A 26,174-nucleotide genomic window follows, 5' to 3' on the forward strand; every position below is an offset into this window, starting at 1 on the left:
CCGCGCGGGGCCGCAACGCCTTTCCCGGGCGGCCGGAGCCGGTCTGCGAGTTCACCTATCCGGGTGAACCGGCCAGTGCGGCGACGGGTCGGCGCGGTGGCCCCGTGGCGCTCGGTTGACGTGCGGCGGCGAGCCGTACGGCCCAAAAGGGGACGCTCCGGCTGGGCGGACCGGGTGGCGGCGCCGGGCTGTCGCATTGCGCCGTCCCTGCCCGGCGCGCACCATCGGAGCCTGACCGGGAACCGAGGGGAGCGGGGCAGCCGCCTCCCCGCGACGACGGGCGGCCGGAATGACGACACGGGCAGTAGTGGTGCCGACCCCGGCGGGCGCGGACACCGCCGCGCGCGCCGGGGGCGCACCCCGTCGCGGCCTGGTCCTGGGCGGCGGCGGGATGCTCGGAGCGGCCTGGACGGTCGGCGCGCTGTGCGCCGTCGAGGAGGCCGCCGGTCGGCAGCCGGGCGACGCCGACGTCCTGCTCGGCACCTCGGCGGGCGCGATCCTCGCGGCGATGCTGTCCGGCGGTGTCCGTCCCGAGCAGCTGCGCGACCACCAGCGCGGCCTGCCGATCGAGGACGGCCCGCTGGCCGGGATCGCCTTCGACTACGAAACGGCGGTCGGCGGTGCGACACCGCCCCGCCCCCGGGCCGGCATCGGCTCGCCCGACCTGCTGCGCGACGCCGTCCGGCACCCGCGCGAGTACCCCCTGCTGACCATGGTCTCGGCGATGGCGCCGCACGGCCGCGGCTCGCTGGCGCCGGTCGGCGAGCTGGTGCGCGGCCTGCTCGGACCGGGCGGCTGGCCGGGCGCGGCCGCTCCGGACACGTGCGCCGCGGACGTGGACCCCCGGGCCGTGGGCGCCGGTGACGCCGTCGGCTCGCCCCTGCGGGTCGCCGCCGTGGACTACCGCAACGGCCGCCGGGTGGTCTTCGGCGACCCGGACGCCCCGGCGGTCGCGGTCGCCGACGCCGTGATGGCCTCCTGCGCGATTCCCGGGTGGTTCGCTCCGGTACGCCTGGACGGCTCGGCCTACGTGGACGGCGGCTGCTGGTCGGCCACCAACGCCGACCTGCTGCTCGGCCGGGGGCTGGACGAGGTGTACGTGCTGGCCCCGATGGCCCTGCGGCTGGATCCCCGGCCCGAGCGGGTGGAGCGGGCCGTGCGCGCCGACGGGGCGGGGCCGGCCGCACGCGGGCGCGACACCCTGGCCGCGCTGCGCGAGTGGCGCGCCCGGGACCGTCCGCGCGGAGTGCTGGCGCAGCTGGTCAGCCGCTACCGCCGCGCCGTCACCCGGCAGCTGCTGCGCGAGGCCGCGCTGCTGCGGGCCGAGGGCGTCCGGGTGCAGCTGCTCGCGCCGACCCTGGCAGACCTCGCGGTGATGGGCCCGAACATGATGGACCCGGCCCGCCGCGGCGCGGTCCTGGAGTGCGCCCTGCGCACCAGCCGGGAGGCGTTGCGGGCCGTGCGGTGATCGGCCGGACCCGGAACCGGAGGTGATCACGGGAGCCCGGCGGAGCTTATTCTTGGGGCGCTGGAGAATCCGTTCCGCTGGACGAAGCCCGCTGGACCGAACCGGAGAGTGCCACCGATGCGCGTGTACGTGCCCACCACCCTGACCGGCCTGGCGGCGGCGCACGAGGGCGGCGCCCTGGAGCAGTCCGCGGCGTACGCCGTGACGCCCGCGCTGCGCGAGTGGTACGTCAGCGACGACATCGAGGAGCTGGAGTACGCGGCGCTGAACCGCGCCGCCCAGGCCTCGCTGCGGCTGCTGGCCGCCGACCCGGACGCCCCGCGCCGCCGGGTCGTGGTGGCGCTGGACGTCGCCGACGGCTCGGTGGGGCCGTTCCCGGGTGACGAGTACCAGGACCAGGCCTCGCTGGGCCGGGTGGTGCTGGCCGGTCCGGTGCGGCTGGCCAAGGCGGCGGCGGTGCACGCGGACGTGTCCGACGACGAGGTGGTCACGGACGTCGCCGCGGCGGTGGCGGCGGTCGCCGCGGCCGATGCGGGCGACCAGGACGCCCAGTTCACCGTGGACGGCGCCGAGGACCACGACCTGCTCTGGTTCGCCACCCAGGAGATCCCCGCGCTGCTCGCCTGAGGCGGGTGCACGACGGGTGCACGGCGAGTACGCGACGGGTGCCCGACGGAGGGGTGCCCCGGGGCGGGTGCGTGAGCTCCGCCCTACCGGCGTGCCGGTGCCCGGCGTTACCGTTGTTCCCCGTGCGCACTCACATCGTTTGGGACTGGAACGGCACTCTCTTCCACGACATGGAAGCAGTGCTCGGGGCGAGCAATGCCGCTTTCGCCACCATCGGCGTCGGGCCGATGAGCCTGCAGGAGTACCGCGAGCAGTACGAGATCCCGATCCCGCGCTTCTACCGGCGCCTGCTCGGCCGGGACCCCTCCACGGAGGAGTGGCTGAAGCTGGACGACGCCTTCCACGACCGCTACCGCGAGCTGAGCCCGTCCTGCGGGCTGACGGAGGGCGCCCGCGACCTGGTGGCCGGCTGGGAGGCGGCCGGGCACAGCCAGTCGCTGCTGTCGCTGTACGTGCACGAGCAGCTGGTGCCGCTGGTCGACACCTTCAGCCTGACCGGCCACTTCCTGCGGGTCGACGGCCGCAGCGGCCCGGCCGGCGGGCAGAAGGCGGAGCACCTGGTCCGGCACCTGGCGGCGCTCGGCGAGCAGGTGGACCCGGCCCGTACGGTGCTGATCGGCGACGCCGCGGACGACGCCCTGGCGGCGCTGAGCGTGGGCGCGCACGCCGTGCTGTACACCGGCGGCTCGCACACCAGGGAGAAGCTGGAGCCGGTCGGCGTCCCGGTGGTGGACACCCTCGCCGAGGCGGTCGAGCTGGCGGGCCGGATCACCGGCTGAGCGCGCCCGGCCGGGGCCGCAGTGGCGGGCGCCACGTCCGCCGTCCGCGTGTCTGAACGGGCGGATAGGGCCGTCGCTGGTCAGGCTGGACCGACAGCCGATCAGCCAGCAGGACGGAGCCGCCATGCCCATCGACGCAGTCACCGAGGTGCCGACCCCGGTCAACGAGCCGGTGCACGCGTACGCGCCCGGCAGCCCGGAGCGGGACCGGCTGGTCCGGCGGCTGGACGAGCTGGCGGCCGAACAGGTCCCGCTGCCGATGACCATCGGCGGCGAGCAGCGGTTCGGCGGCGGCGAGCGGATCGAGGTGGTCCAGCCGCACCACCACGCGGCCAAGCTGGGCGTGCTCGGCAACGCCACCCGGGAGGACGCCCGGGCGGCGGTGGACGCGGCGCTGGCCGCCGGGCGGCAGTGGCGCTCGCTCTCCTTCGACGACCGTGCCGCGGTGTTCCTGCGCGCCGCCGACCTGCTCTCCGGTCCCTGGCGGGAGACGCTGAACGCGGCCACCATGCTCGGCCAGTCCAAGACCGTTCAGCAGGCCGAGATCGACTCCGCCTGCGAGCTGATCGACTTCTGGCGCTTCAACGTCCACTTCGCCCGGCAGATCCTGGCCGACCAGCCGATCTCCTCGCCCGGCGTCTGGAACCGCACGGACCACCGCCCGCTGGAGGGCTTCGTCTACGCGATCACGCCGTTCAACTTCACCGCGATCGCGGGCAACCTGCCCACCGCCCCCGCGCTGATGGGCAACACCGTGGTCTGGAAGCCCGCGCCGACCCAGACCCTGGCCGCGTACCACCTGATGCGGCTGCTGGAGGCGGCCGGCCTGCCGCCCGGGGTGATCAACCTGGTAACCGGCGACGGCCTGCAGGTCTCCCCGGTCGCGCTGGCCGACCAGGCGCTCGCCGGGCTGCACTTCACCGGCTCCACCGCCACCTTCCGGCACCTGTGGCAGACCGTCGGCGCCAACATCGGCGGCTACCGCACGTACCCGCGGATCGTCGGCGAGACCGGCGGCAAGGACTTCCTGCTCGCGCACCGTTCGGCCGACCCGGACATCCTCAGGACCGCGCTGATCCGCGGCGCCTTCGAGTACCAGGGCCAGAAGTGCTCCGCGCTCTCCCGCGCGTACCTGCCGCGCAGCCTCTGGCAGAAGATCAAGGACGACCTCCTGGCCGAGGTGGACGCGCTCGCCGTGGGCGACGTGACCGACCTGTCCAACTTCATGGGCGCGCTGATCGACCGGCGCGCCTTCGAGAAGAGCCGGGACGCCATCGACCGCGCCAAGGCCGACCCGACGGTCGAGCTGGCGGCGGGCGGCCAGTACGACGGCGCGATCGGCTGGTTCGTCCGGCCCACCGTGCTGGTCTCCTCCGACCACCGCGGCGAGATCTTCCGGACCGAGTACTTCGGCCCGATCCTCGCCGTCCACGTCTACGAGGACTCCCGCTGGGACGACGTGTTCCGGCGGATCGACGACGCCGCCCCGTACGGCCTGACCGGCTCGGTGATCGCGCAGGATCGTTACGCCATCGCCCAGGCCGTGGAGGAGCTGCGCTTCACCGCCGGGAACTTCTACATCAACGACAAACCCACCGGCGCCGTGGTCGGCCAGCAGCCCTTCGGCGGGGGCCGGGCGTCGGGCACCAACGACAAGGCGGGGGCCGCCCAGAACCTCCTGCGGTGGACCTCGGCACGGTCGATCAAGGAGTCCTTCGTGCCGCCGACCCACCACGGCTACCCCCACATGGGCTGAGAGTGAACATCAGCCTCCGGTTTGGACATGCTGTCCAGGACGGACCCGACATCCTGCAGGTTTGCGCCTCCCTGTCCCTGTGCACCTTCGATTGATCCGGTTAGGCTGGCTGGCGTCGTCGGGTGGCTTGCAGGACGAACGTGACGTCCTACCCACTGGGAGGACGTTTCATGCGCGCCATGAGCCCCTTTCAGTCGGATGGTGCGGCAGGATTGCGGCTGACCCGTCGGTGTACATCCACACACCACCGAGTCACGCAACGGCGCGCGACAGGAGCCAAGAAGTCATGCAGACCAAGCTGGACGCAGCCAAGGCCGAACTGCTCAAGAAGGCAGCCGCAGCCGCTGAGAACAGCCAGGTAGGGGGAGCGGCGCCGGGAGAGGGTCTGAGCAACGGCGCTCTGACCGCGTACCTGCACCACTACTACCTCCACACCGCGCCCGAGGACCTGGTCGACCGCGACCCGGTCGACGTCTACGGGGCGGCCGCCTCCCACTACCGCCTGGGCCTCAAGCGCCCGCAGGGCACCGCCGAGGTGCGGGTCCACACCCCCTCGGTCGAGGAGAACGGCTGGTCCTGCGGCCACACGGTCGTCGAGGTGGTCACCGACGACATGCCGTTCCTGGTCGACTCCGTCACCAACGAGCTGTCCCGCCAGGACCGCGCGATCCACATCGTCATCCACCCCCAGCTGGTCGTCCGCCGTGACATCACCGGCAAGCTGCTGGAGATCCTGGACGTCGACGCCTGCTCCCGCAGCCAGGCCGCCGGCACCGAGTGGCCGGCCGACGCGACCGTCGAGTCGTGGATGCACATCGAGATCGACCGCGAGACCGACCGCGACGACCTGCGCACCATCGAGGGCGACCTGCGCCGTGTGCTCGGCGACGTCCGCGAGGTCGTCGAGGACTGGGGCAAGATGCGCGAGAGCGCGCTGCGCCTGGCCGACGAGCTGGCCGAGGAGCCCCCGGCCGGCCTGCCCGAGCAGGAGGTCGGCGAGGCCTGGGAGCTGATGCGCTGGCTCGCCGACGACCACTTCACCTTCCTCGGCTACCGCGAGTACGACCTGGTCGAGCACGAGGGCGAAGAGGTCCTCAAGGCCGTCGCCGGGACGGGCCTGGGCATCCTGCGCTCCGACCCGCACAGCCACGACGACCGCCACCACTCGGTCAGCGAGGCCTTCGGCCGGCTCTCCGCGCCGGTCCGCGCCAAGGCCCACGAGAAGAAGCTGCTCGTCCTGACCAAGGCCAACAGCCGCGCCACCGTGCACCGCCCGGCCTACCTCGACTACGTCGGCGTGAAGAAGTTCAACGCCGCCGGCGAGCCGATCGGCGAGCGCCGCTTCCTCGGCCTGTTCTCCTCCGCCGCCTACACCGAGTCGGTCACCCGCATCCCGGTCGTGCGCCGCAAGGTCCAGGCCGTCCTGGAGGAATCCGGCTTCTCCAGCGAGAGCCACGACGGCCGCGACCTGCTGCAGATCATGGAGACCTTCCCCCGGGACGAGATCTTCCAGACCCCGGCCTCCGAGCTGCTCTCGATCGCCACGAGCGTGCTGTACCTGCAGGAGCGCCGCAAGCTGCGCCTCTTCCTGCGCCAGGACGAGTACGGGCGCTACTTCTCCGCCTTCATCTACCTGCCGCGCGACCGCTACACCACGCGCATCCGGCTGCTGCTCACCGACATCCTCAAGGAGGAGCTGAACGGCGCCACCATCGACTACACGGTGTACGCCACCGAGTCGGTGCTGACCCGTCTGCACTTCGTGGTCCGGGTCGCCCCGGGCACCGAGCTGCCGCAGCTCTCGGACTCCGACATCGAGCGGATCGAGAACCGCCTGGCCGAGGCCGCCCGGTTCTGGATGGACGGCTTCCACGACCAGCTCCACCTCGAACTCGGCGAGGAGAAGGCCGCCGAGCTCGGCCACAAGTACGCCAACGCCTTCCCCGACGGCTACCGCGCCGACTTCCCGCCGCGCACCGCCGTCTCCGACATCAAGCAGATCGAGTCGCTGCACGGCGCGGGCGACTTCCGCCTGAACCTGTACCAGCCGGTCGGCGCCGGCGACGACGAGCGCCGCTTCAAGATCTACCGCGTCGGCGGCCCGATCTCGCTCACCGAGGTCCTGCCCGTCCTCCAGCGCCTGGGCGTCGAGGTGCTCGACGAGCACCCGTACGCGCTGCGCCGCTCCGACGGCACCACCGCGTGGGTCATCGACTTCGGCCTGAAGCTGCGCGAGGCCACCGGGCTCAGCGACGAGGCCCGCGAGCGCTTCCAGGAGACCTTCGCGGCCACCTGGACCGGCAAGGCCGAGAACGACGGCTTCAACGAGCTGGTCCTCACCGCCGGGCTGACCTGGCGGCAGGCGATGATGCTGCGCGCGTACGCCAAGTACCTGCGCCAGGCAGGCTCCACGTTCTCCCAGGACTACATGGAGGACGCGCTCCGCAACAACACCCACACCACCCGCCTGCTGGTCAACCTGTTCGAGGCCCGGCTGAGCCCGAGCCACCGTTCGGGCGCCCTGGAGCTGACCGAGGGCATCCTGGAGGAGCTGTCCGGCGCCCTCGACGAGGTCGTCTCGCTGGACGAGGACCGCATCCTGCGCTCCTTCCTGAACCTCATCAAGGCCACCCTGCGAACCAACTTCTTCCAGCACGCCGCCGACGGCGACTGGCACACCTACGTGTCGATGAAGTTCGACCCGAAGGCCGTCCCGGACCTGCCGGCCCCGCGCCCGGCGTTCGAGATCTGGGTCTACTCGCCGCAGGTCGAGGGCGTGCACCTGCGCTTCGGCAAGGTCGCTCGCGGCGGTCTGCGCTGGTCCGACCGGCGCGAGGACTTCCGCACCGAGATCCTGGGCCTGGTCAAGGCGCAGATGGTCAAGAACACCGTCATCGTCCCGGTCGGCGCCAAGGGCGGCTTCGTCGCCAAGCAGCTGCCGGACCCGTCGGTGGACCGCGACGCCTGGCTGGCCGAGGGCGTCTCCTCGTACAAGACGTTCATCTCGGCGCTGCTCGACATCACCGACAACCTGGTCGGCGGCGAGGTCGTGCACCCGGCCGACGTGGTCCGCCACGACGAGGACGACACCTACCTGGTCGTCGCGGCCGACAAGGGCACCGCGACCTTCTCCGACATCGCCAACGGCGTCGCCGAGTCGTACGGCTTCTGGCTGGGCGACGCGTTCGCCTCCGGCGGCTCGGCCGGCTACGACCACAAGGGCATGGGCATCACCGCCCGCGGCGCCTGGGAGTCGGTCAAGCGCAACTTCCGCGAGCTCGGCGTCGACACCCAGACCGAGGACTTCACCGTCATCGGCATCGGCGACATGTCCGGCGACGTCTTCGGCAACGGCATGCTGCTCAGCGAGCACATCCGCCTGGTCGCCGCCTTCGACCACCGCCACATCTTCCTCGACCCGAACCCGGACGCGGCCGCCTCGTACGCCGAGCGCCGCCGCCTGTTCGACCTCCCGCGCAGCTCCTGGGACGACTACGACAAGTCGCTGATCTCGGCCGGCGGCGGGGTCTTCCCGCGGTCCGCCAAGGCGATCCAGCTGAGCCCGCAGGTCCGCGCCGCGCTCGGCGTCGAGGCGGGCAAGCTGACCCCGGCCGAGCTGATGAAGGCGATCCTGCAGGCGCCGGTCGACCTGTTCTGGAACGGCGGCATCGGCACCTACGTCAAGTCCTCCGCCGAGACCAACGCCGAGGTCGGCGACAAGGCCAACGACGCCATCCGGGTCAACGGCGAGCAGGTCCGGGCCCGGGTCATCGGCGAGGGCGGCAACCTCGGCTGCACCCAGCTCGGCCGCATCGAGTACGCGGCCACCGGCGGCTGGATCAACACCGACGCGATCGACAACTCGGCCGGTGTGGACACCTCGGACCACGAGGTCAACATCAAGATCCTGCTCAACCAGGTCGTCGCCGAGGGCGACATGACGGTCAAGCAGCGCAACGCCCTGCTGGCCGAGATGACCGACGAGGTCGGCCACCTGGTGCTGCGCAACAACTACGCGCAGAACGTGGTGCTGGCCAACGCCGTGGCCCAGGCGCACAGCATGGTCAACGTCCACTCCCGGATGATCAACCGCTTCGAGGCGGCCGGCCGCCTGGACCGGGCACTGGAGTTCCTGCCCACCGAGCGCCAGATCCGTGACCGCCAGCAGAACGGCCGCGGGCTGTCCCAGCCCGAGATGTCCGTGCTGCTCGCCTACACCAAGATCATCCTGGCCGACGAGCTGCTCGCCACCGACCTGCCCGACGACCCGTACTTCCGCGCCGCGCTGCACGAGTACTTCCCCAGCGCCCTGCGGGCCCGGTTCGCCGACGCGATCGACAGCCACGCGCTGCGCCGCGAGATCATCACCACGCTGATCGTCAACGACACGATCAACCGCGGTGGCTGCACCTTCGCCTTCCGCCTGAAGGAGGAGACCGGCGCGACCTACGAGGAGATCGCCCGGACGCACACCGCCGCGCGGGCCGTCTTCGGCCTGGAGACGATCTGGGGCGAGATCGAGGGCCTGGACAACCAGGTCCCGGCCCGGGTGCAGACCAAGATGCGCCTGCACTCGCGCCGCCTGGTCGAGCGCGCCACCCGGTGGATGCTCAACAACCGCCGCCAGCCGCTCGACATCGCCGGCACCATCGAGTTCTTCCACGACCGGGTCAACCAGGTCTGGGGCTCGCTGCCCAAGCCGCTGCGCGGCGAGGACCTCACCTGGTTCGAGTCCGTGTACGACGAGCTCGCCGCGGCCGGGGTGCCGGAGGAGCTGGCCACCCGGATCGCCGGCCTCTCCTCGGTCTTCCCGACCCTGGACATCACCGAGGTCGCGGACCGCTCCGGCAAGGACGTCGCCGACGTCGCCGAGCTGTACTACGACCTGGGCGACCGGCTGCAGATCTCGCACCTGCTCGACCGCATCATCGAGCTGCCCCGCACCGACCGCTGGTCGTCGATGGCCCGGGCCGCGATCCGCGAGGACCTCTTCGCGGCCCACGCGGCGCTGACCGCCGACATCCTGGCCTGCGGCCCCGAGGGCGCCACCCCGGAGGAGCGCTACACGGCCTGGGCCGAGCTCAACGCCACGCTGCTCAACCGGGCCAAGAGCACCCTCGACGACATAAGGGGTTCGGACAACTACGAGCTGTCCAGCCTCTCGGTCGCGATGCGCGTCATCCGCACCCTGCTGCGCACCGGCTCGATGCGCTGACGGACAGCCGCACGGAAGGGCCCGCGTCCCCGGACGCGGGCCCTTCCGCGTGTCCGGACACCCGTCCGCGTCCCCGGGCCCCGCGCCGTGCGCCCCGACCCCACCGCTCGCGCGGCCGCCCCAGCGACTCCCGGAAACCGATTGTGGATCACGGGTGGCCCTTCGCTACGGTGATCCTCGAACAACCAAGTGGGGGTAAAGAACATGGGGAAGAACCGGGCCGCGGTCCGCGCGGTCGGCGTGGGCATCTCGGTGGCGCTGCTGGTCGCCGGAGCGGCCGCCTGCTCGTCCGACGACAAGAAGAAGGACCCGGCCAAGGCCGACACCGCGGCGACGGCCCAGCCGGGCGCGTCCTCGGCGGCGCCCACGCCCAAGGGGCCGGAGGCCTTCACGGCGGCCGGCTACCGCGGCCTGAAGCCGGGCATGGCGAAGGACGCGGGTCTGGCCACCGGAGCACTGGAGGCAGCGCCCGTCTCGCTGCTCGACGGCTGCACGGACTTCGTCTACAAGGGCGGCCCGGCGCCGGACCAGGCCCGGATGACCGCCGAGGCGGCCACCGAGGCCCGCTACAAGGACCTCAACGCCAAGGCGGACGCGGCCGCCGGCAAGACGCCCGCCCCCGGGGGCACCCTGCCGCCGAACGCCTCCGCGAAGGACGCGGCGGCGGCCGCCGCCGGTTCGGCCGCCGCGGCCAAGGACTCGGCCGCCACCGCCAAGCTGATGGCGGACGCCACGCAGTCCATCGTCGACATGATGGTCGCCCGGGAGACCAAGGAGAAGGCGTACCTGGCCACCGGCCGGGTCTCCTTCGCCGCGGCGGGCCTGCGCGAGCTGGTCGCCCCGGCCGAGGCGAAGACGGCCGAGGGCATCGGCGCCGGCACCACCCTGGAGGCCCTGCAGGCGGCGTACGGCGCCAAGGGCCTCCAGCCGGCCAAGAGCGGGAAGTACGTGTTTCCGGTGGAGGGTCAGCAGGGCTGGCAGTACGAGTTCACCATGGCGGACGGCAAGGTCGCGGGGATGGCCGTGGTGAACCGCGACCTGAAGTGCGTCTGACCGGGCCGACCGGCTGACCGGCCGCTGAGGGCCCCGACGAACCACCCGGTTCGCCGGGGCCCTCCGTCGTCCGGCCGGGGCTGTCCGTCGGGGAGGCCCGCTGCCGGAACCGGCAGCGGCCACGCCGGGGAGCGGGCCGCCGTCGGATCAGCGCTGCGCGGCGGCGCGCTGGAGGGCGCTGGCGAGCAGGGCGAGGTCGGTGGGACCGTTGCCGAGTTCGCGGACCGGCCGACGGGCGGGCGGGGCGCCGAGCTGGAGCGGGTCGATCGCGACCACGGTCGGGCGCAGGGTGGCGGTGCGCGGGATGCGGCCGCTGATCCGGGCGGTCTGGAAGGCGGTGACGCCGCCGTCCGGCAGCCGCAGGTAGCCGCGGCCGGGGGTGTCCTCGGGGAGGGCGGCGGCGTCGCCGAGGTGGATCAGCAGGTCGGAGTCGGCCGGGTCGTCGGTGCGCAGCGCGATCCGCAGCAGGGCGGCCTCGTCCACCTCGCTTCCTGCGCTCTCCTCCGGGCGGCCGGTGGCGACGGCGAGGTGGACACCGAGCGGGCCGCCGCGGCGGGCGATGCCGGCGAGCGCGCGGGCGAGCGGCCGGCCGGCCGGGGAGGTGGGCGAGAGCAGGGCGTCGTAGTCGTCCACGACGACGACCAGGCGGGCCGGGACGGGCGCGGCGGAGGCGGGCGTCGCGGGGGTGCCCGGCCGGGGGCCGTCCGCGCTGCGCGGCGCGATGATCCGGGGCGCCGAGGCGGCCGCCGCTCCGACGGTGGCGGGCACCGGCACCTGCGGATGGTCCGCGGGCTGCTCGTCCAGGCCGTGCCGGCCGTGCTGGCCGTCCAGGATCCGTGCGGCGTGCCAGGACGCGAAGTCCAGGCCGTCGAACAACCGCTCCCGCAGGGCGAGTTCGTCCTCCAGCGCTTCGGCCGCGAGGAGTGCGGCGCGCGGGTCGGTGGCGGCGTTCACCAGGCCGGTGACGTGCGGCAGCTCGGTGCAGCCGTCCAGGCCGTCCTCGGTGGCCCGGCCCTCGACGATCGTGACGGTCAGCCGCTCGGGGCGCTCGGAGACGGCGAGCGAGGCGATCAGGGTGCGCAGCAGCTCGGTCTTGCCGGATCCGCGGCCGCCGCCGATCAGCAGGTGCGGGCCGCCGGGGTCGGGGGAGGGGAGGGCGAGCTCGGGGTCGGCCAGGTCGAGCGTGCACAGCTCGTCCCGGGTGGTGCCGAGCAGCGCGGTGGCGGCGCCGATGCCGCCCGCGTGCGCGGCCCAGCGGGCGGACAGCTTGGCCGGGGTGACGGTGTCGAGCTGCAGCAGGTCGAGCAGGCGCAGCGCGTCGGGCAGCGGGCCGCGGGCGGCCGGGATGGCCTCGCGCAACGGGGCGAGGACGCGGGCCAGTCGTTCGGCCCAGGCGTCGGAGACGGCGTCCAGCGAGACCTCGTGCAGGGTCTCGCGGCCGCGGGCGACGGGGCGGTCGAGCGAGAGCTGGGTGCCGACCTCGCCGGTGATCAGGGCGGTGGCGCCGAGGCCCCGGGGGAGCAGCTCGGGCTGCTCGGCGAGGCAGATCGGGAAGATGCCGACCGCGGGGCCCTGGCGCAGCAGCAGGTCGAGCGCGTGCCGGGCGGTCTCGGTGGCCGGTCGGCCGTCCACCACGACCACCGTGGCGGGGTGGCCGCCGAGGCCGCTGGGGCCGCTGAGCCGGGCGGTGAGCTCGGTCAGCCGGGCGGTGGCCTGTTCGTCGTCGAGGCCGAGCAGCAGGCGGCAGTCCTGGCCGTCGGCCGGGCGCAGGTGGGGCAGCCACAGGGCCCAGGCCCAGGTGTCGGCGCGCTCCTCGGGGGCGCGGGTCGGGTCGGCGTCGACCACGACCAGGCTCAGGCCGGTGGGCGGGTGCAGTGCGGCGAGCTGGGCGACGACGCCGCGGGTGAGCGCGTCCAGGCGTTCGCGCGGGCCACAGAGGCCGAGGCTGCCGGCGGTCTGCAGGTCGAGGGTGACCGGGACGGCGGGCAGCAGGGTGCCGGGCGTGGTGCCGGGACCGCCGGGGCGGTCGGCGGTGCCCAGGCGCAGGGTGAGCGCGTCGGGGTGGCCGGGGCCGCGCTCCCACAGCCGGGGGCCGGGGCCGACGGCACCGAGCAGCAGGGCGGCGAGGTCGGGCCAGCGTTCGCGCTGGGCGGCGGTCTGGCGCAGCCGTACGGCGGCGTGGTGGCGTTCGGCGCTCTCCTGGCCGGGCGGTTCGGCGGTGCGGCCGGGCAGCAGGGAGAACAGGCCACGACCGCGGCCGGGGGCGGGCTCGGGGGCGGCGGGCGGTTCGGCCGCCGGCGGCGCGGGTCGGACGGGGCCCGGCGCGGCGAGCTGGAGGTGGCCGTGGCCGTCGGGCAGGGCGGCGCGGACGGCCCCGGCGGCGTCGGCCGGGTCGGGGGCCGTCACCTGCAGGGTCGACTCGCCGATCCGCAGCAGGGCGCCGGGTTCCAGCGGGACGGCGGCCTCGGGCGGGCCGGGCGGGACGAGCCGGCCGTCCAGGGTGGTGCCGTTGGTGGAGCCGAGGTCGCGGACGGAGACCCGGCCGTCCTCGGTGAGGTGCAGCGCGAGGTGCAGCCGGGAGACGTCCGGGTCGTCGAGCGGGACGTCGGCCTCACCGGAACGGCCGATCCGGATCTCCCGGCCGTGCAGCCGGTGCACGCCGCCGGCGTCCGGTCCGCCGACCACGCGCAGTTCGGCGACGGCGGGGGTGTCGTCGGAGTCGTCGGCGGTCGGGTCGGGCTCGTTGAGGCTGAGGACGGCTCCGTCGAGCAGCGGGGGGTGGCCGAGCAGGGTGTGCTCGTCCACCCGGTGCGCCCCGGCGTACAGGTGCACATGGGTGGCGGCCCGCGGTCCGCGCACGCCGACCGCGCCGGCGAGGGCGCCCGCGATGGCGCCGAGTGCGGTGCCGACGGGAGCGGTGACCAGCACGTCCACGTAGGGGATGGCGGAGCCGGCGGCGGTCGGGCCGCTGCGCGGTCGGAGGACGGTCAGCCGGATCTGCATCTCGCCCGCGGGTCCCTTCTGCTGGTGTGAAGCCTGGTACCCCGGCGCCGTCGCGGACGCACCGGGCGGCCGCGGCGACCCCATTGGGCCACACGAGTGGCGAGTGTCCATCCTGCCATCCGGCACGGACGGTCCGCGCACGGTACCGGATTTGACGATCTTGCGATCATCGCCATGGTGGAGGCGACGGTGGGTCAGGTCAACCGCCCCCCTCGCGGCCCCCGGGCAGGCCCGCCGACCGGCTCCGGGCACTCCCCTAGGGGATGTCCCCCAACCCTGCTCGGATGCCCTGCCGGTCACCCCGAAAACCCGAACGGACACCGTTAGAGTGGCCGCAGACACGGGCCCGGCAGGCTCACCGCACCGGCGGAGGAGCGCCCCGCGCGGGCGGCACGGCGAGGAGTGCGACAGGTGCGGCCAGTCGGCAGCAAGTATCTGCTGGATGAGACCCTCGGACGGGGTGCGACCGGCACCGTCTGGCGCGGCGTGGTGCGCGACGACGTGCAGGCGCCGGGCAGCGAGCCCGGGCAGCGGGTGGCGATCAAGGTGCTGCGCGAGGAGCTGGCGGCCGACCCCGACGTCGTGATGCGCTTCCTGCGCGAGCGCTCGCTGCTGCTGCGGCTGTCCCACCCCAACATCGTGCGGGTCCGCGACCTGGTCGTCGAGGGCGAGCTGCTGGCCCTGGTGATGGACCTCGTGGAGGGCCCCGACCTGGCTCGCTACCTGCGCGCCAACGGCCCGTTCAGCCCGATCGCGGGCGCCCTGCTGATGGCCCAGGTGGCGGACGCGCTGGCGGCCAGCCACGCGGACGGCATCGTCCACCGCGACCTCAAGCCGGCCAACGTGCTGCTCGCCTCCACCGTGGTGGACGGCGTCGAGCGGATGCACCCGCTGCTCACCGACTTCGGCATCGCCCGCCTCGCCGACTCCCCGGGCGTCACCCGTACCCACGAGTTCGTCGGCACCCCCGCGTACGTCGCGCCGGAGTCCGCCGAGGGCCGCCCGCAGACCTCCGCGGTGGACGTGTACGGCGCCGGGATCATGCTGTACGAGCTGGTCACCGGGCGCCAGCCGTTCCAGGGCGACGGCGCGCTCGCGGTCCTCCAGGCCCACCTGGCGCAGGAGCCGCAGCGGCCCAGCACCATGCCCGAGCCACTCTGGACGGTGATCGAGCGCTGCCTGCGCAAGGACCCGGCCCAGCGGCCCGGCGCCACCTCGCTGGCCCGCGCCCTGCGGGTGGTCGCCGCCGGTGTCGGCGTGCACGCCTCGCCGGCGGCGGTGGACGAGGCGCTGGCCGTCGCCGCCCTGCTGCAGCCCGACCAGCAGCCCACCGTCGTCCCCGGGACCGTCCCGGCCGGTCCGCCCGGCACCGACGACCGGACCCAGGTGCTGCCGCCGACCGCCCCCGGCGCCCCGCACCACGACCCGGCCGCGGCGACCCGGGTGATGGGCACCCAGCAGCCGCCCGCGCCCCCGTACGGCGCCCCCGACCGCACCCGGGTGATGCCGCCCGTCGCCGTGCCGCCGCCCCCGCCCACCGCGCCCCCCGGTCCGCAGGAGGAGGCGCCGCACCCGTGGCAGACCCAGCTGCGCGCGGCGCGGGACCGCAACCAGCAGACCGAGGTCGGGTACTTCGGCCCGGAGGACTACGAGGAGTACGGCGAGCCGCAGGTCGCCCCGCCGCCCTACCAGGCCGGACACGGGGGGCAGCCCGGCCGGGGAGCGCCGGGCCGCCCGCCGCAGGGGCAGCCGCCGGCCGGCTACCGGCAGGCCCCGCCGCCGCCCGGCTACGCGCAGCGCCCGCCGGTGGCCCCGCCGCCCTACCAGGCCCGGCCGGGGGGTCAGGACCCCCAGGGCGGACGCCAGGGTCGGCAGCCGCAGGCCCAGCCGCCCGGTGGCAACCGGCAGGCCCCGGCCGGGTACGGCCGGCCGCAGGGCGGCTACCCGCCGCCGCCCGCCCCGGCGGCGCGCCGGGCCGAGCCGCCCGCGCCGCAGTACCGGGAGGCGCCGCCGCGCCGCGAGGAGCCGCCGCGCGAGCCCGCCCGCCGCGAGCCCGCGCCGGCCCGCGAGCGGCGCCCGCGCAGCCGCAACCGGATGTACATCCCGGGGCTCGGCTGCCTCAAGGGCTGCCTGATGGTGCTGCTGGTGCTGGCCGTGGCCGCGCTGGCGCTGTGGAACTTCACGCCGCTGCCGCATTACTGGGACAACGCCGTGGGCTGGTTCGACTCGGCGCGGGACTGGGTGAACAGCGTCTTCGGCAAGTAGCGCCGCCGGGCTCCCGGTCCGGCCCGGTCGGGGAGCCCGGAACGACCCGCTTCGGGCCGGTTCGGGCTGCGGACCGGGCCGCGTCGGGCCGTTCCGGGCCTCCGAACCCGTGCCGGACGGCAAGATTGACGCTTTGTCGACAATTCACGAGATTTCCCGCCCGAGACTCCCGCTCCGGGCCCCTCAGGCGGCCCCCGCGGGGCCTCCGGGCGCGTAGGTTGGTCGCTGTTGTCCCGCCCCACCGAGCGAACCGGACCCCCGGAACGCTCCCGCCGCCCACGGAGCAGCATTGGCACGCAAGATCGGCAGCCGGTACACCGTCCACCAGGTGATCGGCCGGGGTTCGGCCGGGACGGTCTGGCTCGGTGAGGGGCCCGACGGCCCGGTGGCGGTCAAGCTGCTGCGCGAGGACCTCGCCTCCGACCAGGTGCTGGTCGGCCGCTTCGTCCAGGAGCGCACCGCGCTGACCAGCCTCGACCACCCCCGGGTGGTCGGCGTGCGCGACATGGTCGTGGACGGCAGCGACCTCGCCCTGGTGATGGAGCTGGTCCAGGGCACCGACCTGCGCTCCCGGCTGGAACGGGACAGCGCGCTGCCCCCGCAGACCGCCGCCTCGATCATCGCCGACGTCGCCGACGGCCTGGCCGCCGCGCACGCGGCCGGGATCGTCCACCGCGACGTCAAGCCGGAGAACGTCCTGCTCGACCTCGCCGCCGCCCCCGGCCCCGGCGGCGCCCCGCGCGCCAAGCTGACCGACTTCGGCGTGGCCCGCCTGGTCGACGCCCCGCGCCGCACCCGCGCCACCCGGATCATCGGCACCCCCGACTACCTCGCCCCCGAGATCATCGAGGGCCTGGAGCCGCGCGCCGCCGTCGACATCTACGCCCTCGCCACCGTCCTCTACGAGCTGCTGGCCGGCTTCACCCCCTTCGGCGGCGGCCACACCGGCGCGGTGCTGCGCCGGCACGTCACCGAGCAGGTGCCGCCGATCCCCGGCCTGCCGGACGGGCTGTGGCGGATCATCTCCGAGTGCCTGGCCAAGGCCCCCGCCTCCCGGCTGCGGGCCGCCGAGCTGGCCGCCCGGCTGCGCGAGCAGCTGCCGTCGCTGGCCGGTCTGCCGGTGATCGCCCTGCCCGCCCAGGGCCGCGCCCCGGCCGAGGAGCAGCTGACCCCCGGCGAGGCGGTCTACGCCGAGGCCGACACCGGCCCGGGCCTGCACAAGCGCCGCCGCGGCCCGGCCGTCCCGCTGGTCCCCGGCGCCGCCCCGGACTCCACCCGGGACACCCACACCAGCCTGCGCCGCCCGTCCGCGGAGGAGCTGGCCGCGTACGCCGCCGAGTCACGGGCGCAGCGCACCGCCCCGGGGCACCGCCGGGACCGCCAGGCCCTGCTGCGACGCCGCCGGCTGCTGGCCGTCCTGCTGGCCACCGTCCTGCTGCTGGCGGGCGCCGCCGCGGCCTGGACGGCCTTCGCGGCCACCGGGCCGGACGGCGGCCGGCCGGCCCGTCCGGTCGTCCACAGCACCGCCCCGCGGGCGCCCTGACCCCGGTGGGAACGGGGGTGTCGTCATGACCACCCCCGGAACCATTACCCTGGGGGGCGTGGCAGCCGTCGATCCTTCCGAAGAGCTCAAGAACCTCGATACGACCATGGGGTCGATCGAGGCCGTCCTCGACCTGGACAAGATCCGGGCCGACATCGCGGTCCTGGAGGAGGAGGCAGCCGCCCCCACCCTGTGGGACGACGTCGCGAACGCGCAGAAGGTGACCAGCCGGCTCTCCTTCCTCCAGGGCGAACTGCGCCGCGTCGAGGGCCTCCGCGGCCGCATCGACGACCTCGGCGTGCTGTTCGAGCTGGCCGAGGCCGAGGACGACGCGGACACCCGCGCCGAGGCCGAGGTCGAGCTCGTCGCCCTCCAGAAGGCGGTCGAAGAGCTGGAGGTCCGCACCCTCCTGTCCGGCGAGTACGACGCCCGCGAGGCGCTGATCAACATCCGTGCCGAGGCCGGTGGCGTGGACGCCGCCGACTTCGCCGAGCAGCTGATGCGCATGTACCTGCGCTGGGCCGAGCGGCACGGGTACCCCACCGAGGTGTACGACACCTCGTACGCCGAAGAGGCCGGCATCAAGTCCGCGACCTTCACCGTGAAGGCGCCGTACGCCTACGGCACCCTCTCGGTCGAGCAGGGCACCCACCGCCTGGTCCGCATCTCGCCGTTCGACAACCAGGGCCGCCGGCAGACCTCCTTCGCCGGCGTCGAGGTGCTCCCGGTCGTCGAGCAGTCCGACCACGTCGACATCGACGAGGGCGACCTGCGGGTGGACGTCTACCGCGCCTCCGGCCCCGGCGGCCAGGGCGTCAACACCACCGACTCGGCGGTGCGCATCACGCACCTCCCGACCGGCATCGTGGTCTCCTGCCAGAACGAGCGCTCGCAGATCCAGAACAAGGCGTCCGCGATGAACGTCCTCCAGGCCAAGCTGCTGGAGCGGCGCCGCCAGGAGGAGAAGGCGGCGATGGACGCGCTCAAGGACAGCGGCAGCTCCTGGGGCAACCAGATGCGCTCCTACGTCCTGCACCCGTACCAGATGGTCAAGGACGTCCGCACCGCGTACGAGGCCGGCAACCCGCAGGCCGTGCTGGACGGCGACATCGACGGCTTCATCGAGGCCGGGATCCGCTGGCGCAAGCAGCGCGAGACGTCGACCGAGGCGTGAGCAGGTCGGCCTCGATGACGACCGAGCACGGCATCGAGGCCGCTGTCCGCCGGCGCGAGCAGCCCGGGACCGGCGCCGGGTAGCGCGCCGGGCACACCGCAGAACACAGAGCGAAGGGCCCCCGACCGCAGCGGTCGGGGGCCCTTCGTCGTCGGTCGACGGAATCAGGCCAGCGCCTGCCGGGCGATCAGCGCCACCGCGAGCAGCCCGGCCACCAGGGCCAGCAGCAGCGCGGGGGAGAGCGCGGCGAACGGCCCCTGCTGCTCCTGCAGCCGGGCCCGGTTGGCGCGGCACACCGGGCAACGCCCGTCGCTGACGCGGCCGTTGCAGTTGGCGCACACCAGATGGTCGCAGGTCATGCGATCTCCTCCTCGCTGCTTACTGCAAACGCACCGGACGGGGCTTTGGTTCCATTTCTTGCCCTGTACGGGGGAGCGGCCGGTCACGGTCGCCACCTCCACTCTGCCAGGTTCCGGCGGTTCCGGCTCCCGGGCTGTGAGATGCCTCGCAATATTCGGGGCATAAGCGAACATTCTCCCGCAGATTCCGGGAACTGTCATGGGCTGCCCCTGCGGGCCGGTTGCCGATTCGCGTATGGTCCCAGACCGGGAGCCGCCCTCCGCGCTCCTTTCGCCCGCGCCCGGACCGGGCCCCCGGGGCGGACCGACCGAGGACTGGCGCCGCCTAGGATGGCCTCCGTGATGCAGCCGTGATCAGATTCGACAACGTCTCCAAGACCTATCCCAAGCAGAACCGTCCCGCCCTGGACAACGTCTCGCTGGAGATCGAGAAGGGCGAGTTCGTCTTCCTGGTCGGCTCGTCCGGCTCGGGCAAGTCCACCTTCCTGCGCCTGTGCCTGCGCGAGGAGCGGCCCAGTACCGGCGCGGTGCACGTGCTGGGCAAGGACCTGGGCAAGCTGTCCAACTGGAAGGTGCCGCACATGCGCCGCCAGCTGGGCACCGTCTTCCAGGACTTCCGCCTGCTCCCCAACAAGACGGTCGCGCAGAACGTCGCCTTCGCCCTGGAGGTCATCGGCAAGCCCAAGAGCGCCATCAACAAGGTGGTGCCCGAGGTGCTGGAGCTGGTCGGCCTCGGCGGCAAGGAGGACCGCATGCCGGGCGAGCTCTCCGGTGGTGAGCAGCAGCGCGTGGCGATCGCCCGCGCCTTCGTGAACCGCCCGATGCTGCTGATCGCGGACGAGCCCACCGGAAACCTCGACCCGCAGAACTCGGTCGGCATCATGAAGCTGCTCGACCGCATCAACCGCACCGGCACCACGGTGCTGATGGCCACCCACGACCAGGCGATCGTCGACCAGATGCGCAAGCGCGTCATCGAGCTCGACAAGGGACTGCTCGTCCGCGACCAGGCCCGCGGCGTCTACGGGTACCAGCACTGACCCACCAGCGCTGACCCCGTAGGGCCGCCGGCCCGAACCGCCCGACCCAGAGCAGTACCGACCCTGGAGTTGTTCCGCATGCGTGCCCAGTTCGTCCTGTCGGAGATCGGTGTGGGTCTCCGACGCAACCTGACGATGACCATCGCGGTCGTCGTCAGCGTCGCGCTCTCCCTCGCCCTCGCCGGTTCCTCGCTCCTGGTCCGCGACCAGGTGAACAGCATGAAGGGGTACTGGTACGACAAGGTCGAGGTGAGCATCTACTTCTGCACGAAGGCGGATGCCCGCAACTCGCCCCAGTGCGACAAGGGCGCGGCCACCGACCAGCAGGTCCAGGACATCAAGGACCAGCTGGACAAGATGACCTCGGTGGTCCAGTCCTCCACGTACGAGAGCTCGCCCGAGGCGTACAAGCACTGGAAGGAGATGAACCCGGACAACCCGCTCATCTCCGTCCTGGGGCCGGACGCCATGCCGCAGTCCTGGCGGGTCAAGCTCAACGACCCGACCAAGTACGACGTGATCCAGAGCGCCTTCGCCGGCAAGCCGGGCGTGAAGTCGGTCGAGGACCAGCGCAAGATCCTGGAGAACCTGTTCGGCCTGCTCAACGGCCTGCAGACGGCGGCCTTCGTGATCATGGTGCTGATGCTCTTCGTGGCCCTGCTGCTGATCGTCAACACGGTCCGGGTGTCGGCGTACAGCAGGCGGCGCGAGACCGGCATCATGCGCCTGGTCGGTGCCTCGAACTTCTACGTCCAGATGCCGTTCATCGCCGAGGCCGCGTTCGCCGCGCTGCTCGGCGCGGCGATGGCCTCCGGGCTGCTGATCGGCGGCCACTTCTTCGTCCAGAACTGGCTGGCCGACCGGGTGCAGTTCATCCACTTCATCGGCCTCGGCTCGGTGCTCGCGGTGATACCGCTGCTGGTCGTGGTGGGTATGGGCATGGCCGGCGTGGCGGCGTTCTTCACGCTGCGCAAGTACCTCAAGGTCTGATCCCGGACGCCTCGGCGGCCCCGGACGGCACTGCGCCGTCCGGGGCCGCCGTCGTTCCGCGCTCCCCGTTCCGGCCCGTCGCGCGCGGCACGGTGTCTACACTCCGATGCCATGCTGCAAACTCCGCGCAGGGCACGTCAGGTGGCCGCCCTCAGCCTGGTGTTCGGTGCCGTCCTGCTGGTCGGCGCGGCCACCGGAGCCTGGGGCGACCCGAGCGACCTGCCGCGCCCCTCCGTCGACGCCGCCCGGGCCACGGGCGGCGGGCTCCCGGCGGACCCGGCCGGCAGCACGCTGTCCGAGCAGCAGGCCGAGCACCTGCTCGGGGCCAGCGGCGACCGCTGGGGCGCGTACTACAGCGCGCAGGAGTACGCCGAGTTCAGCCAGGGCCTGGACGGCCGGTACCTGGGCGTCGGCCTGTCCGTGGGCCGCGGCGAGGACGGCGTGACCGAGGTCTCCCAGGTCGCGCCCGAGGGCCCGGCCGCCGCGGCCGGGATCGCGCCCGGCGACCGGCTGCTGCGGGTCGGCCAGGACCAGGCCGACCACCTGCCGGTCACCGAGGTGGTCGCGCGGCTGCGCGGCCAGGGCGGCGAGCGCAGGGCCGGATCCGAGGTCACCCTGGAGGTCCGCCGCGGCGGGGGCGAGGTGCGCGAACTGCGGCTGCGGCGCGTCCTGCTGGACAGTCAGCAGGTCGCCGCCGAGCACCTGGACGGGGGCGTCCTGCGGATCACCGTGCGGGCCTTCACCGGCGGCGTGGCCGATCGGGTGCGCGCCGCGCTGCGCACCCCGCACACCGGCGTGGTGCTCGATCTGCGCGGGAACTCCGGCGGGTTGGTCGACGAGGCCGCCGGCACGGCCGGGATCTTCCTGGACGGCGGCCCGGTCGGCTCGTACCAGGAGCGCGGCGGGACCAGGGAGTTGACCGCCCCGCGCGGCGGCGACCAGCGCAGCCCGCTGGTGGTGCTGGTGGACGGCGGCACGATGAGCGCCGCCGAACTGCTCGCCGGCGCCCTCCAGGACCGCAGCCGCGCCGTCGTGGTGGGCGCGCGGACCTTCGGCAAGGGCACCGTGCAGCAGCCCAGCCGCCTCGCCGACGGCGCGGTGCTGGAGATGACCGTCGGCCGCTACTTCACCCCGGCCGGCCGCTCCCTCGACGGCACCGGCCTGACCCCCGACGTCCCGGCGGCCACCGGCGAGGACGCCGACGCGCTCGCCCTGCGCGTCCTCGCGGGGCTCGGCACCCGGGCCTGAGCGCCGGAACCCGCGGCTAAAGCAGCTGCCCGATCCCGCCCCGAAGTGCGAGAATGACCGCGCTATGGCAAAGGAAACCGGACACAAGCTGATCGCGCAGAACAAGAAGGCGCGGCACGAGTACACGATCCTCGACACCTACGAGTGCGGCCTCGTACTCACCGGCACCGAGGTCAAGTCGCTGCGCGAGGGGCGGGCCAACCTGGTCGACGGCTACGCCTACATCCAGAACCACGAGGCGTGGATCGACAACGTCTTCATCCCCGAGTACACCCAGGGGACGTGGACCAACCACGCGGCCCGGCGCAAGCGCAAGCTGCTGCTGCACAAGCTGGAGATCCGCAAGATCGAGACCAAGGTCCGCGACGCGGGCCACACCCTGATCCCGCTCTCGCTGTACTTCAAGGACGGCCGGGTCAAGCTGGAGCTCGCGCTCGCCGTCGGCAAGAAGCTGTACGACAAGCGCCAGACGCTCCGCGAGAAGCAGGACACCCGCGAGACGGCCCGCGCGGTGGCGGCGGCTCGGCGGCGCCAGGGTTAATCCGCTGGACCCTCGCCCGTCGCCTCGCGTACTATGGCGCAAGCAACACGGACGGTCACCGTCCGAGCTGTTTCTCAAAAAAACATGGGGATGATCGGTTTCGACAGGGGATGTTGAAACAGGGGAAGCGAGCCGAGGAACGCGGCAATGATCTCGTAAACCACGTGTCGCAAAAAAATAATCGCCAACTCTAAGCGCGATTCCCAGCAGTTCGCTCTCGCTGCCTAATAAGCACCGATAGCGCTTGGGTGTCAGACCGGGGAGTTCCCGACCCGGACCCTGGCATAATCTAGGGAACTCAACCGTCCGCCCGGGCTGCGGGGGTGGATGGGAAATCAAACAGCAGCTGGGCCTGTTGGCGGCTTGTCCGCGTGACCGCCAGGGCCGAGAAAATCACAGCGGACTGCGCTCGGAGAAGCCCTGAATTAACTCCACTGGACCCGGGTTCGATTCCCGGCATCTCCACCACCCCATGTTCACACCGAAGGCCGTCCACCGCTCCGCGGAGGGCGGCCTTCAACTTTTGTACGTTCCGGAGCAGCGCGCCCCGGGGGTCGCGGCGTAGGATCATCCGTCCGCTCGTTTTCCGGAGCCGGATTCCGCCGCAACCACCGAGGCCATGAGCAACACGGACACCACCCCCACCGCCGATCACGAGACCGTCCGCGAGCGCGAGATCGCCGGTGAGCAGCAGCACCTCGACACCGTCTACCACCGGTTGGAGGAGAAGCTCGCCGAGGCCGAGTACATCCTGGAGGACGCCGCCAAGCGCGTCCAGGTCGGCACCCCGGGCGCGCTCGCCGAGCGAGACGCCCAGGTCTACCGGGCCGGCGCGCACCTCCAGCGCCTCAACAACGAGTTCGAGGACTTCCTCTTCGGCCGGATCGACCTCCAGCAGGCGGACGCCCCGGAGGAGCACGGCATCCCCTCGAACACCCCGATGGACCCGGCCGACCCGGCCGTCGCCGAAACCCTCCACATCGGCCGCCTGGGCGTCCTGGACGCCGAGTACGGCCCGCTGGTGATCGACTGGCGCGCTCCCGCCGCCGCCCCGTTCTACCGCGCCACCCCGGTCGAGCCCGGCCGGGTCATCCGCCGCCGGGTGATCCGTTCCAAGGGCCGCAAGGTGATCGGCGTCGAGGACGACCTGCTGCGCCCCGACCTCACCCCGACCCTGGACGGCGAGGAGCTGGCCGTGGTCGGCGACGGCGCGCTGATGGCCTCGCTGGGCCGCGCCCGCAGCCACTCGATGCGCGACATCGTCTCCTCGATCCAGAAGGAGCAGGACGAGGTGATCCGGGCCGCCGCGGCCGGGGCCACCCTCGTCACCGGCGGCCCCGGCACCGGCAAGACCGCCGTCGCCCTGCACCGCGCCGCCTACCTGCTGTACCAGGACCGCCGCCGCTACGCCGGGGGCATCCTGGTCGTCTCGCCGACCCCGCTGCTGGTCTCCTACACCGAGGGCGTGCTGCCCTCGCTCGGCGAGGAGGGCCAGGTCGCCATCCGGGCCGTCGGCTCCCTGGTGGACGGCATCGAGGCGGGCACCTACGACACCCCCGAGGCAGCCCGGGTCAAGGGCTCGGCCCGGATGGCGCAGCTGCTGCGCCGGGCCGCCCGCGCGGCGCTGGAACTGGGCGCGCCGCAAGAGCTGAAGGTCGTCGCCCGCGGGGAGGTGCTGAAGCTCGACGCGGGCCGGCTGAAGGCGGTCCGCGGCAACGTGGTGGGCTCCGGCGGCACCCCGCTGAACCTGCTGCGTCCGCGGGCCCGCCGGCTGCTGCTGGACGCCCTGTGGCAGGAGGTCGTCAAGGGCCTCCCGAAGCCCGCCGACCACTACGCCCGGGAGCAGCGCCAGGAGGAGAAGGAGAGCTTCGACGAGTACGTCTCGGACGAGGCGCCGTTCCTGGACTTCCTGGACGCCTGGTGGCCCGCCGTGACCCCGCGGCGGGTGCTGGGCACGCTCAGGCAGCACCGTCACATCAACCGGATCGCGCGCCGCGTCGTCACGCCGGACGAGGCGCGGCTGCTGGCCGCCTCCTGGCGCCACCTGTCCCCGGAGGGCGAGGGGGCGCTGTCCGCGCACGACGTCGCGCTGGTGGACGAGCTCCAGGTGCTGCTCGGCGAGCCGTCCCGGCCGAAGGTCCGCGAGGTGGACGCGATGGACCTGCTGACCGGCCTGGAGGAGGTCACCACCTTCGCCGACCGCTCCACCCGCCAGCGCGAGCGCCAGCCGGTGGAGCGCAAGGAGTACGCCCACATCATCGTGGACGAGGCCCAGGACCTCACCCCGATGCAGTGGCGGATGATCGGCCGCCGGGCCCGGATGGCCACCTGGACGATCGTCGGGGACCCGGCGCAGTCCTCCTGGCCGTTCCCGCAGGAGGCCCAGTCCGCGCTGGACGAGGTGCTGTCCGGCAAGCCGCGCCGCCGCTTCACGCTGACCGTGAACTACCGCAACCCGGCCGAGATCGCCGAGGTCGCGGCCAAGGTGCTGGCGCTGGCCGCGCCGGGCACGCCGTCGCCGAGCGCGGTCCGCCGCGTCGGCGTGGAGCCGCGCTTCGCGGCCGTCACCGATCCCTCGCCGGCGGCGTTCGGCAAGGCCGCCAGGGCGGAGCTGGAGCGGCTGCTGGCCGAGGTGGACGGCACCGTGGCGATCGTCGTGCCGATGGACCGCCGGGCCGAGGCGGCCGGCTGGGCCGAGGGCCTGGGCGAGCGCGTGGTGCCGCTGGGCAGCCTGGAGGCGAAGGGCCTGGAGTACGACGCGACGGTGGTGGCCGACCCGACCGGAATCGCCGGCGAGTCGGAGGCCGGCCTGCGGGTGCTGTACGTCGCGCTGACCCGCGCGACCCAGCGGCTGACCGTGCTGTCCGGCCCGGACGACCTGCCGGACGCGGCCGGCGTGCCCGCGCTGCTGCAAACGGCTGACGGCAGCTGACGGACACTGTCGGAGCCACGGAAGAAGGCCCCCCACCGCTTCGGTGAGGGGCCTTCAGACGTTTAGTACACCGACCCGCCATGCTCGCCTCGCGGCAAGTGGTCCCTCGAAGGGACGAAGGTTGGGCCCGGGGGCTTGGATCGAGCCGGTGCCCGTCCAATGTAACGCATCGGCCCGGAGA

General features: G+C 73.4%; 16 protein-coding genes and 1 other RNA gene. 15 read left to right on the forward strand and 2 right to left on the reverse strand.

Annotated features, from left to right (window positions below; genetic code table 11):
* Positions 1–307 precede the first annotated feature (307 nt).
* From ACIGG8_RS23685 to ACIGG8_RS23710, 6 genes are all read left to right on the forward strand, one after another.
* Positions 308–1,468 carry a patatin-like phospholipase family protein gene (locus ACIGG8_RS23685; protein WP_396550513.1) on the forward strand — a complete coding sequence of 387 codons (1,161 nt, stop codon included), beginning with the start codon at positions 308–310 and terminating at the stop codon, positions 1,466–1,468.
* A 117-nt stretch (positions 1,469–1,585) separates the two neighbouring features.
* Positions 1,586–2,095 carry a DUF6912 family protein gene (locus ACIGG8_RS23690; RefSeq protein WP_350521757.1) on the forward strand — a complete coding sequence of 170 codons (510 nt, stop codon included), beginning with the start codon at positions 1,586–1,588 and terminating at the stop codon, positions 2,093–2,095.
* Positions 2,096–2,217: 122 nt separating this feature from the next.
* Entirely contained in the window at positions 2,218–2,874 is a 657-nt protein-coding gene (locus tag ACIGG8_RS23695; protein WP_396550515.1) for an HAD family hydrolase, read from the forward strand.
* A 130-nt stretch (positions 2,875–3,004) separates the two neighbouring features.
* Complete coding sequence (gene pruA, locus ACIGG8_RS23700) at positions 3,005–4,630, forward strand: L-glutamate gamma-semialdehyde dehydrogenase (RefSeq protein WP_396550621.1); 1,626 nt, start codon at positions 3,005–3,007, stop codon at positions 4,628–4,630.
* A 286-nt stretch (positions 4,631–4,916) separates the two neighbouring features.
* Entirely contained in the window at positions 4,917–9,845 is a 4,929-nt protein-coding gene (locus ACIGG8_RS23705) for an NAD-glutamate dehydrogenase (RefSeq protein ID WP_396550517.1), read from the forward strand.
* A gap of 204 nt (positions 9,846–10,049) precedes the next feature.
* Complete coding sequence (locus ACIGG8_RS23710; protein WP_396550519.1) at positions 10,050–10,898, forward strand: hypothetical protein; 849 nt, start codon at positions 10,050–10,052, stop codon at positions 10,896–10,898.
* A 147-nt stretch (positions 10,899–11,045) separates the two neighbouring features.
* Here the strand turns inward: ACIGG8_RS23710 and ACIGG8_RS23715 are convergent, their stop codons facing one another.
* A complete protein-coding gene (locus ACIGG8_RS23715; protein ID WP_396550521.1) occupies positions 11,046–13,901 on the reverse strand; it encodes an FtsK/SpoIIIE domain-containing protein in 2,856 nt (951 codons plus the stop codon).
* Positions 13,902–14,312: 411 nt separating this feature from the next.
* On the opposite strand from ACIGG8_RS23715, the gene ACIGG8_RS23720 reads away from it, so the two are divergent.
* From ACIGG8_RS23720 to prfB, 3 genes are all read left to right on the forward strand, one after another.
* Positions 14,313–16,166: a protein kinase gene (locus ACIGG8_RS23720; protein ID WP_396550523.1), complete on the forward strand. Its 1,854-nt coding sequence runs from the start codon at positions 14,313–14,315 to the stop codon at positions 16,164–16,166.
* A 289-nt stretch (positions 16,167–16,455) separates the two neighbouring features.
* Positions 16,456–17,709, forward strand: a complete 1,254-nt coding sequence (locus ACIGG8_RS23725) for a serine/threonine-protein kinase (protein WP_350521763.1) — start codon at positions 16,456–16,458, stop codon at positions 17,707–17,709.
* A gap of 58 nt (positions 17,710–17,767) precedes the next feature.
* Positions 17,768–18,883, forward strand: a complete 1,116-nt coding sequence (prfB, locus tag ACIGG8_RS23730; RefSeq protein ID WP_396550525.1) for a peptide chain release factor 2 — start codon at positions 17,768–17,770, stop codon at positions 18,881–18,883.
* Positions 18,884–19,047: 164 nt separating this feature from the next.
* Here prfB and ACIGG8_RS23735 read toward each other — a convergent pair whose 3' ends face one another.
* A complete protein-coding gene (locus tag ACIGG8_RS23735; RefSeq protein WP_350521765.1) occupies positions 19,048–19,242 on the reverse strand; it encodes a hypothetical protein in 195 nt (64 codons plus the stop codon).
* Positions 19,243–19,592: 350 nt separating this feature from the next.
* On the opposite strand from ACIGG8_RS23735, the gene ftsE reads away from it, so the two are divergent.
* The 6 genes from ftsE (at position 19,593) to ACIGG8_RS23765 (ending at position 25,993) form a co-directional block, all read left to right on the forward strand.
* A complete protein-coding gene (ftsE, locus tag ACIGG8_RS23740) occupies positions 19,593–20,282 on the forward strand; it encodes a cell division ATP-binding protein FtsE (protein ID WP_030059730.1) in 690 nt (229 codons plus the stop codon).
* Positions 20,283–20,360: 78 nt separating this feature from the next.
* On the forward strand, positions 20,361–21,272 hold the full coding sequence (ftsX, locus tag ACIGG8_RS23745; RefSeq protein ID WP_350521766.1) for a permease-like cell division protein FtsX: 912 nt from the start codon (positions 20,361–20,363) through the stop codon (positions 21,270–21,272).
* A gap of 111 nt (positions 21,273–21,383) precedes the next feature.
* Entirely contained in the window at positions 21,384–22,520 is a 1,137-nt protein-coding gene (locus ACIGG8_RS23750; RefSeq protein ID WP_396550528.1) for a S41 family peptidase, read from the forward strand.
* A 64-nt stretch (positions 22,521–22,584) separates the two neighbouring features.
* Positions 22,585–23,061 (forward strand): SsrA-binding protein SmpB, encoded by a 477-nt coding sequence (smpB, locus tag ACIGG8_RS23755; RefSeq protein WP_396550530.1) that lies wholly within the window; start codon positions 22,585–22,587, stop codon positions 23,059–23,061.
* A gap of 86 nt (positions 23,062–23,147) precedes the next feature.
* Positions 23,148–23,529, forward strand: a transfer-messenger RNA (tmRNA) gene (gene ssrA / locus ACIGG8_RS23760).
* A 151-nt stretch (positions 23,530–23,680) separates the two neighbouring features.
* Entirely contained in the window at positions 23,681–25,993 is a 2,313-nt protein-coding gene (locus tag ACIGG8_RS23765) for a HelD family protein (RefSeq protein WP_396550531.1), read from the forward strand.
* Positions 25,994–26,174: the final 181 nt, after the last annotated feature.

The sequence above is a fragment of the Kitasatospora sp. NPDC085464 genome (genome assembly GCF_044541955.1).
Lineage (GTDB): Bacteria > Actinomycetota > Actinomycetes > Streptomycetales > Streptomycetaceae > Kitasatospora.

Excerpts from the sequence above, each read along its gene's own strand:
- ACIGG8_RS23690 (WP_350521757.1), top strand. The coding sequence starts at position 1,586 with ATGCGCGTGTACGTGCCCACCACCCTGACCGGCCTGGCGGCGGCGCAC.
- ACIGG8_RS23765 (WP_396550531.1), top strand. The coding sequence starts at position 23,681 with ATGAGCAACACGGACACCACCCCCACCGCCGATCACGAGACCGTCCGC.
- ACIGG8_RS23750 (WP_396550528.1), top strand. The coding sequence starts at position 21,384 with ATGCTGCAAACTCCGCGCAGGGCACGTCAGGTGGCCGCCCTCAGCCTG.
- ftsX (WP_350521766.1), top strand. The coding sequence starts at position 20,361 with ATGCGTGCCCAGTTCGTCCTGTCGGAGATCGGTGTGGGTCTCCGACGC.
- ACIGG8_RS23705 (WP_396550517.1), top strand. The coding sequence starts at position 4,917 with ATGCAGACCAAGCTGGACGCAGCCAAGGCCGAACTGCTCAAGAAGGCA.
- ACIGG8_RS23715 (WP_396550521.1), bottom strand. The coding sequence starts at position 13,901 with ATGCAGATCCGGCTGACCGTCCTCCGACCGCGCAGCGGCCCGACCGCC.
- ACIGG8_RS23710 (WP_396550519.1), top strand. The coding sequence starts at position 10,050 with ATGGGGAAGAACCGGGCCGCGGTCCGCGCGGTCGGCGTGGGCATCTCG.
- ACIGG8_RS23735 (WP_350521765.1), bottom strand. The coding sequence starts at position 19,242 with ATGACCTGCGACCATCTGGTGTGCGCCAACTGCAACGGCCGCGTCAGC.
- smpB (WP_396550530.1), top strand. The coding sequence starts at position 22,585 with ATGGCAAAGGAAACCGGACACAAGCTGATCGCGCAGAACAAGAAGGCG.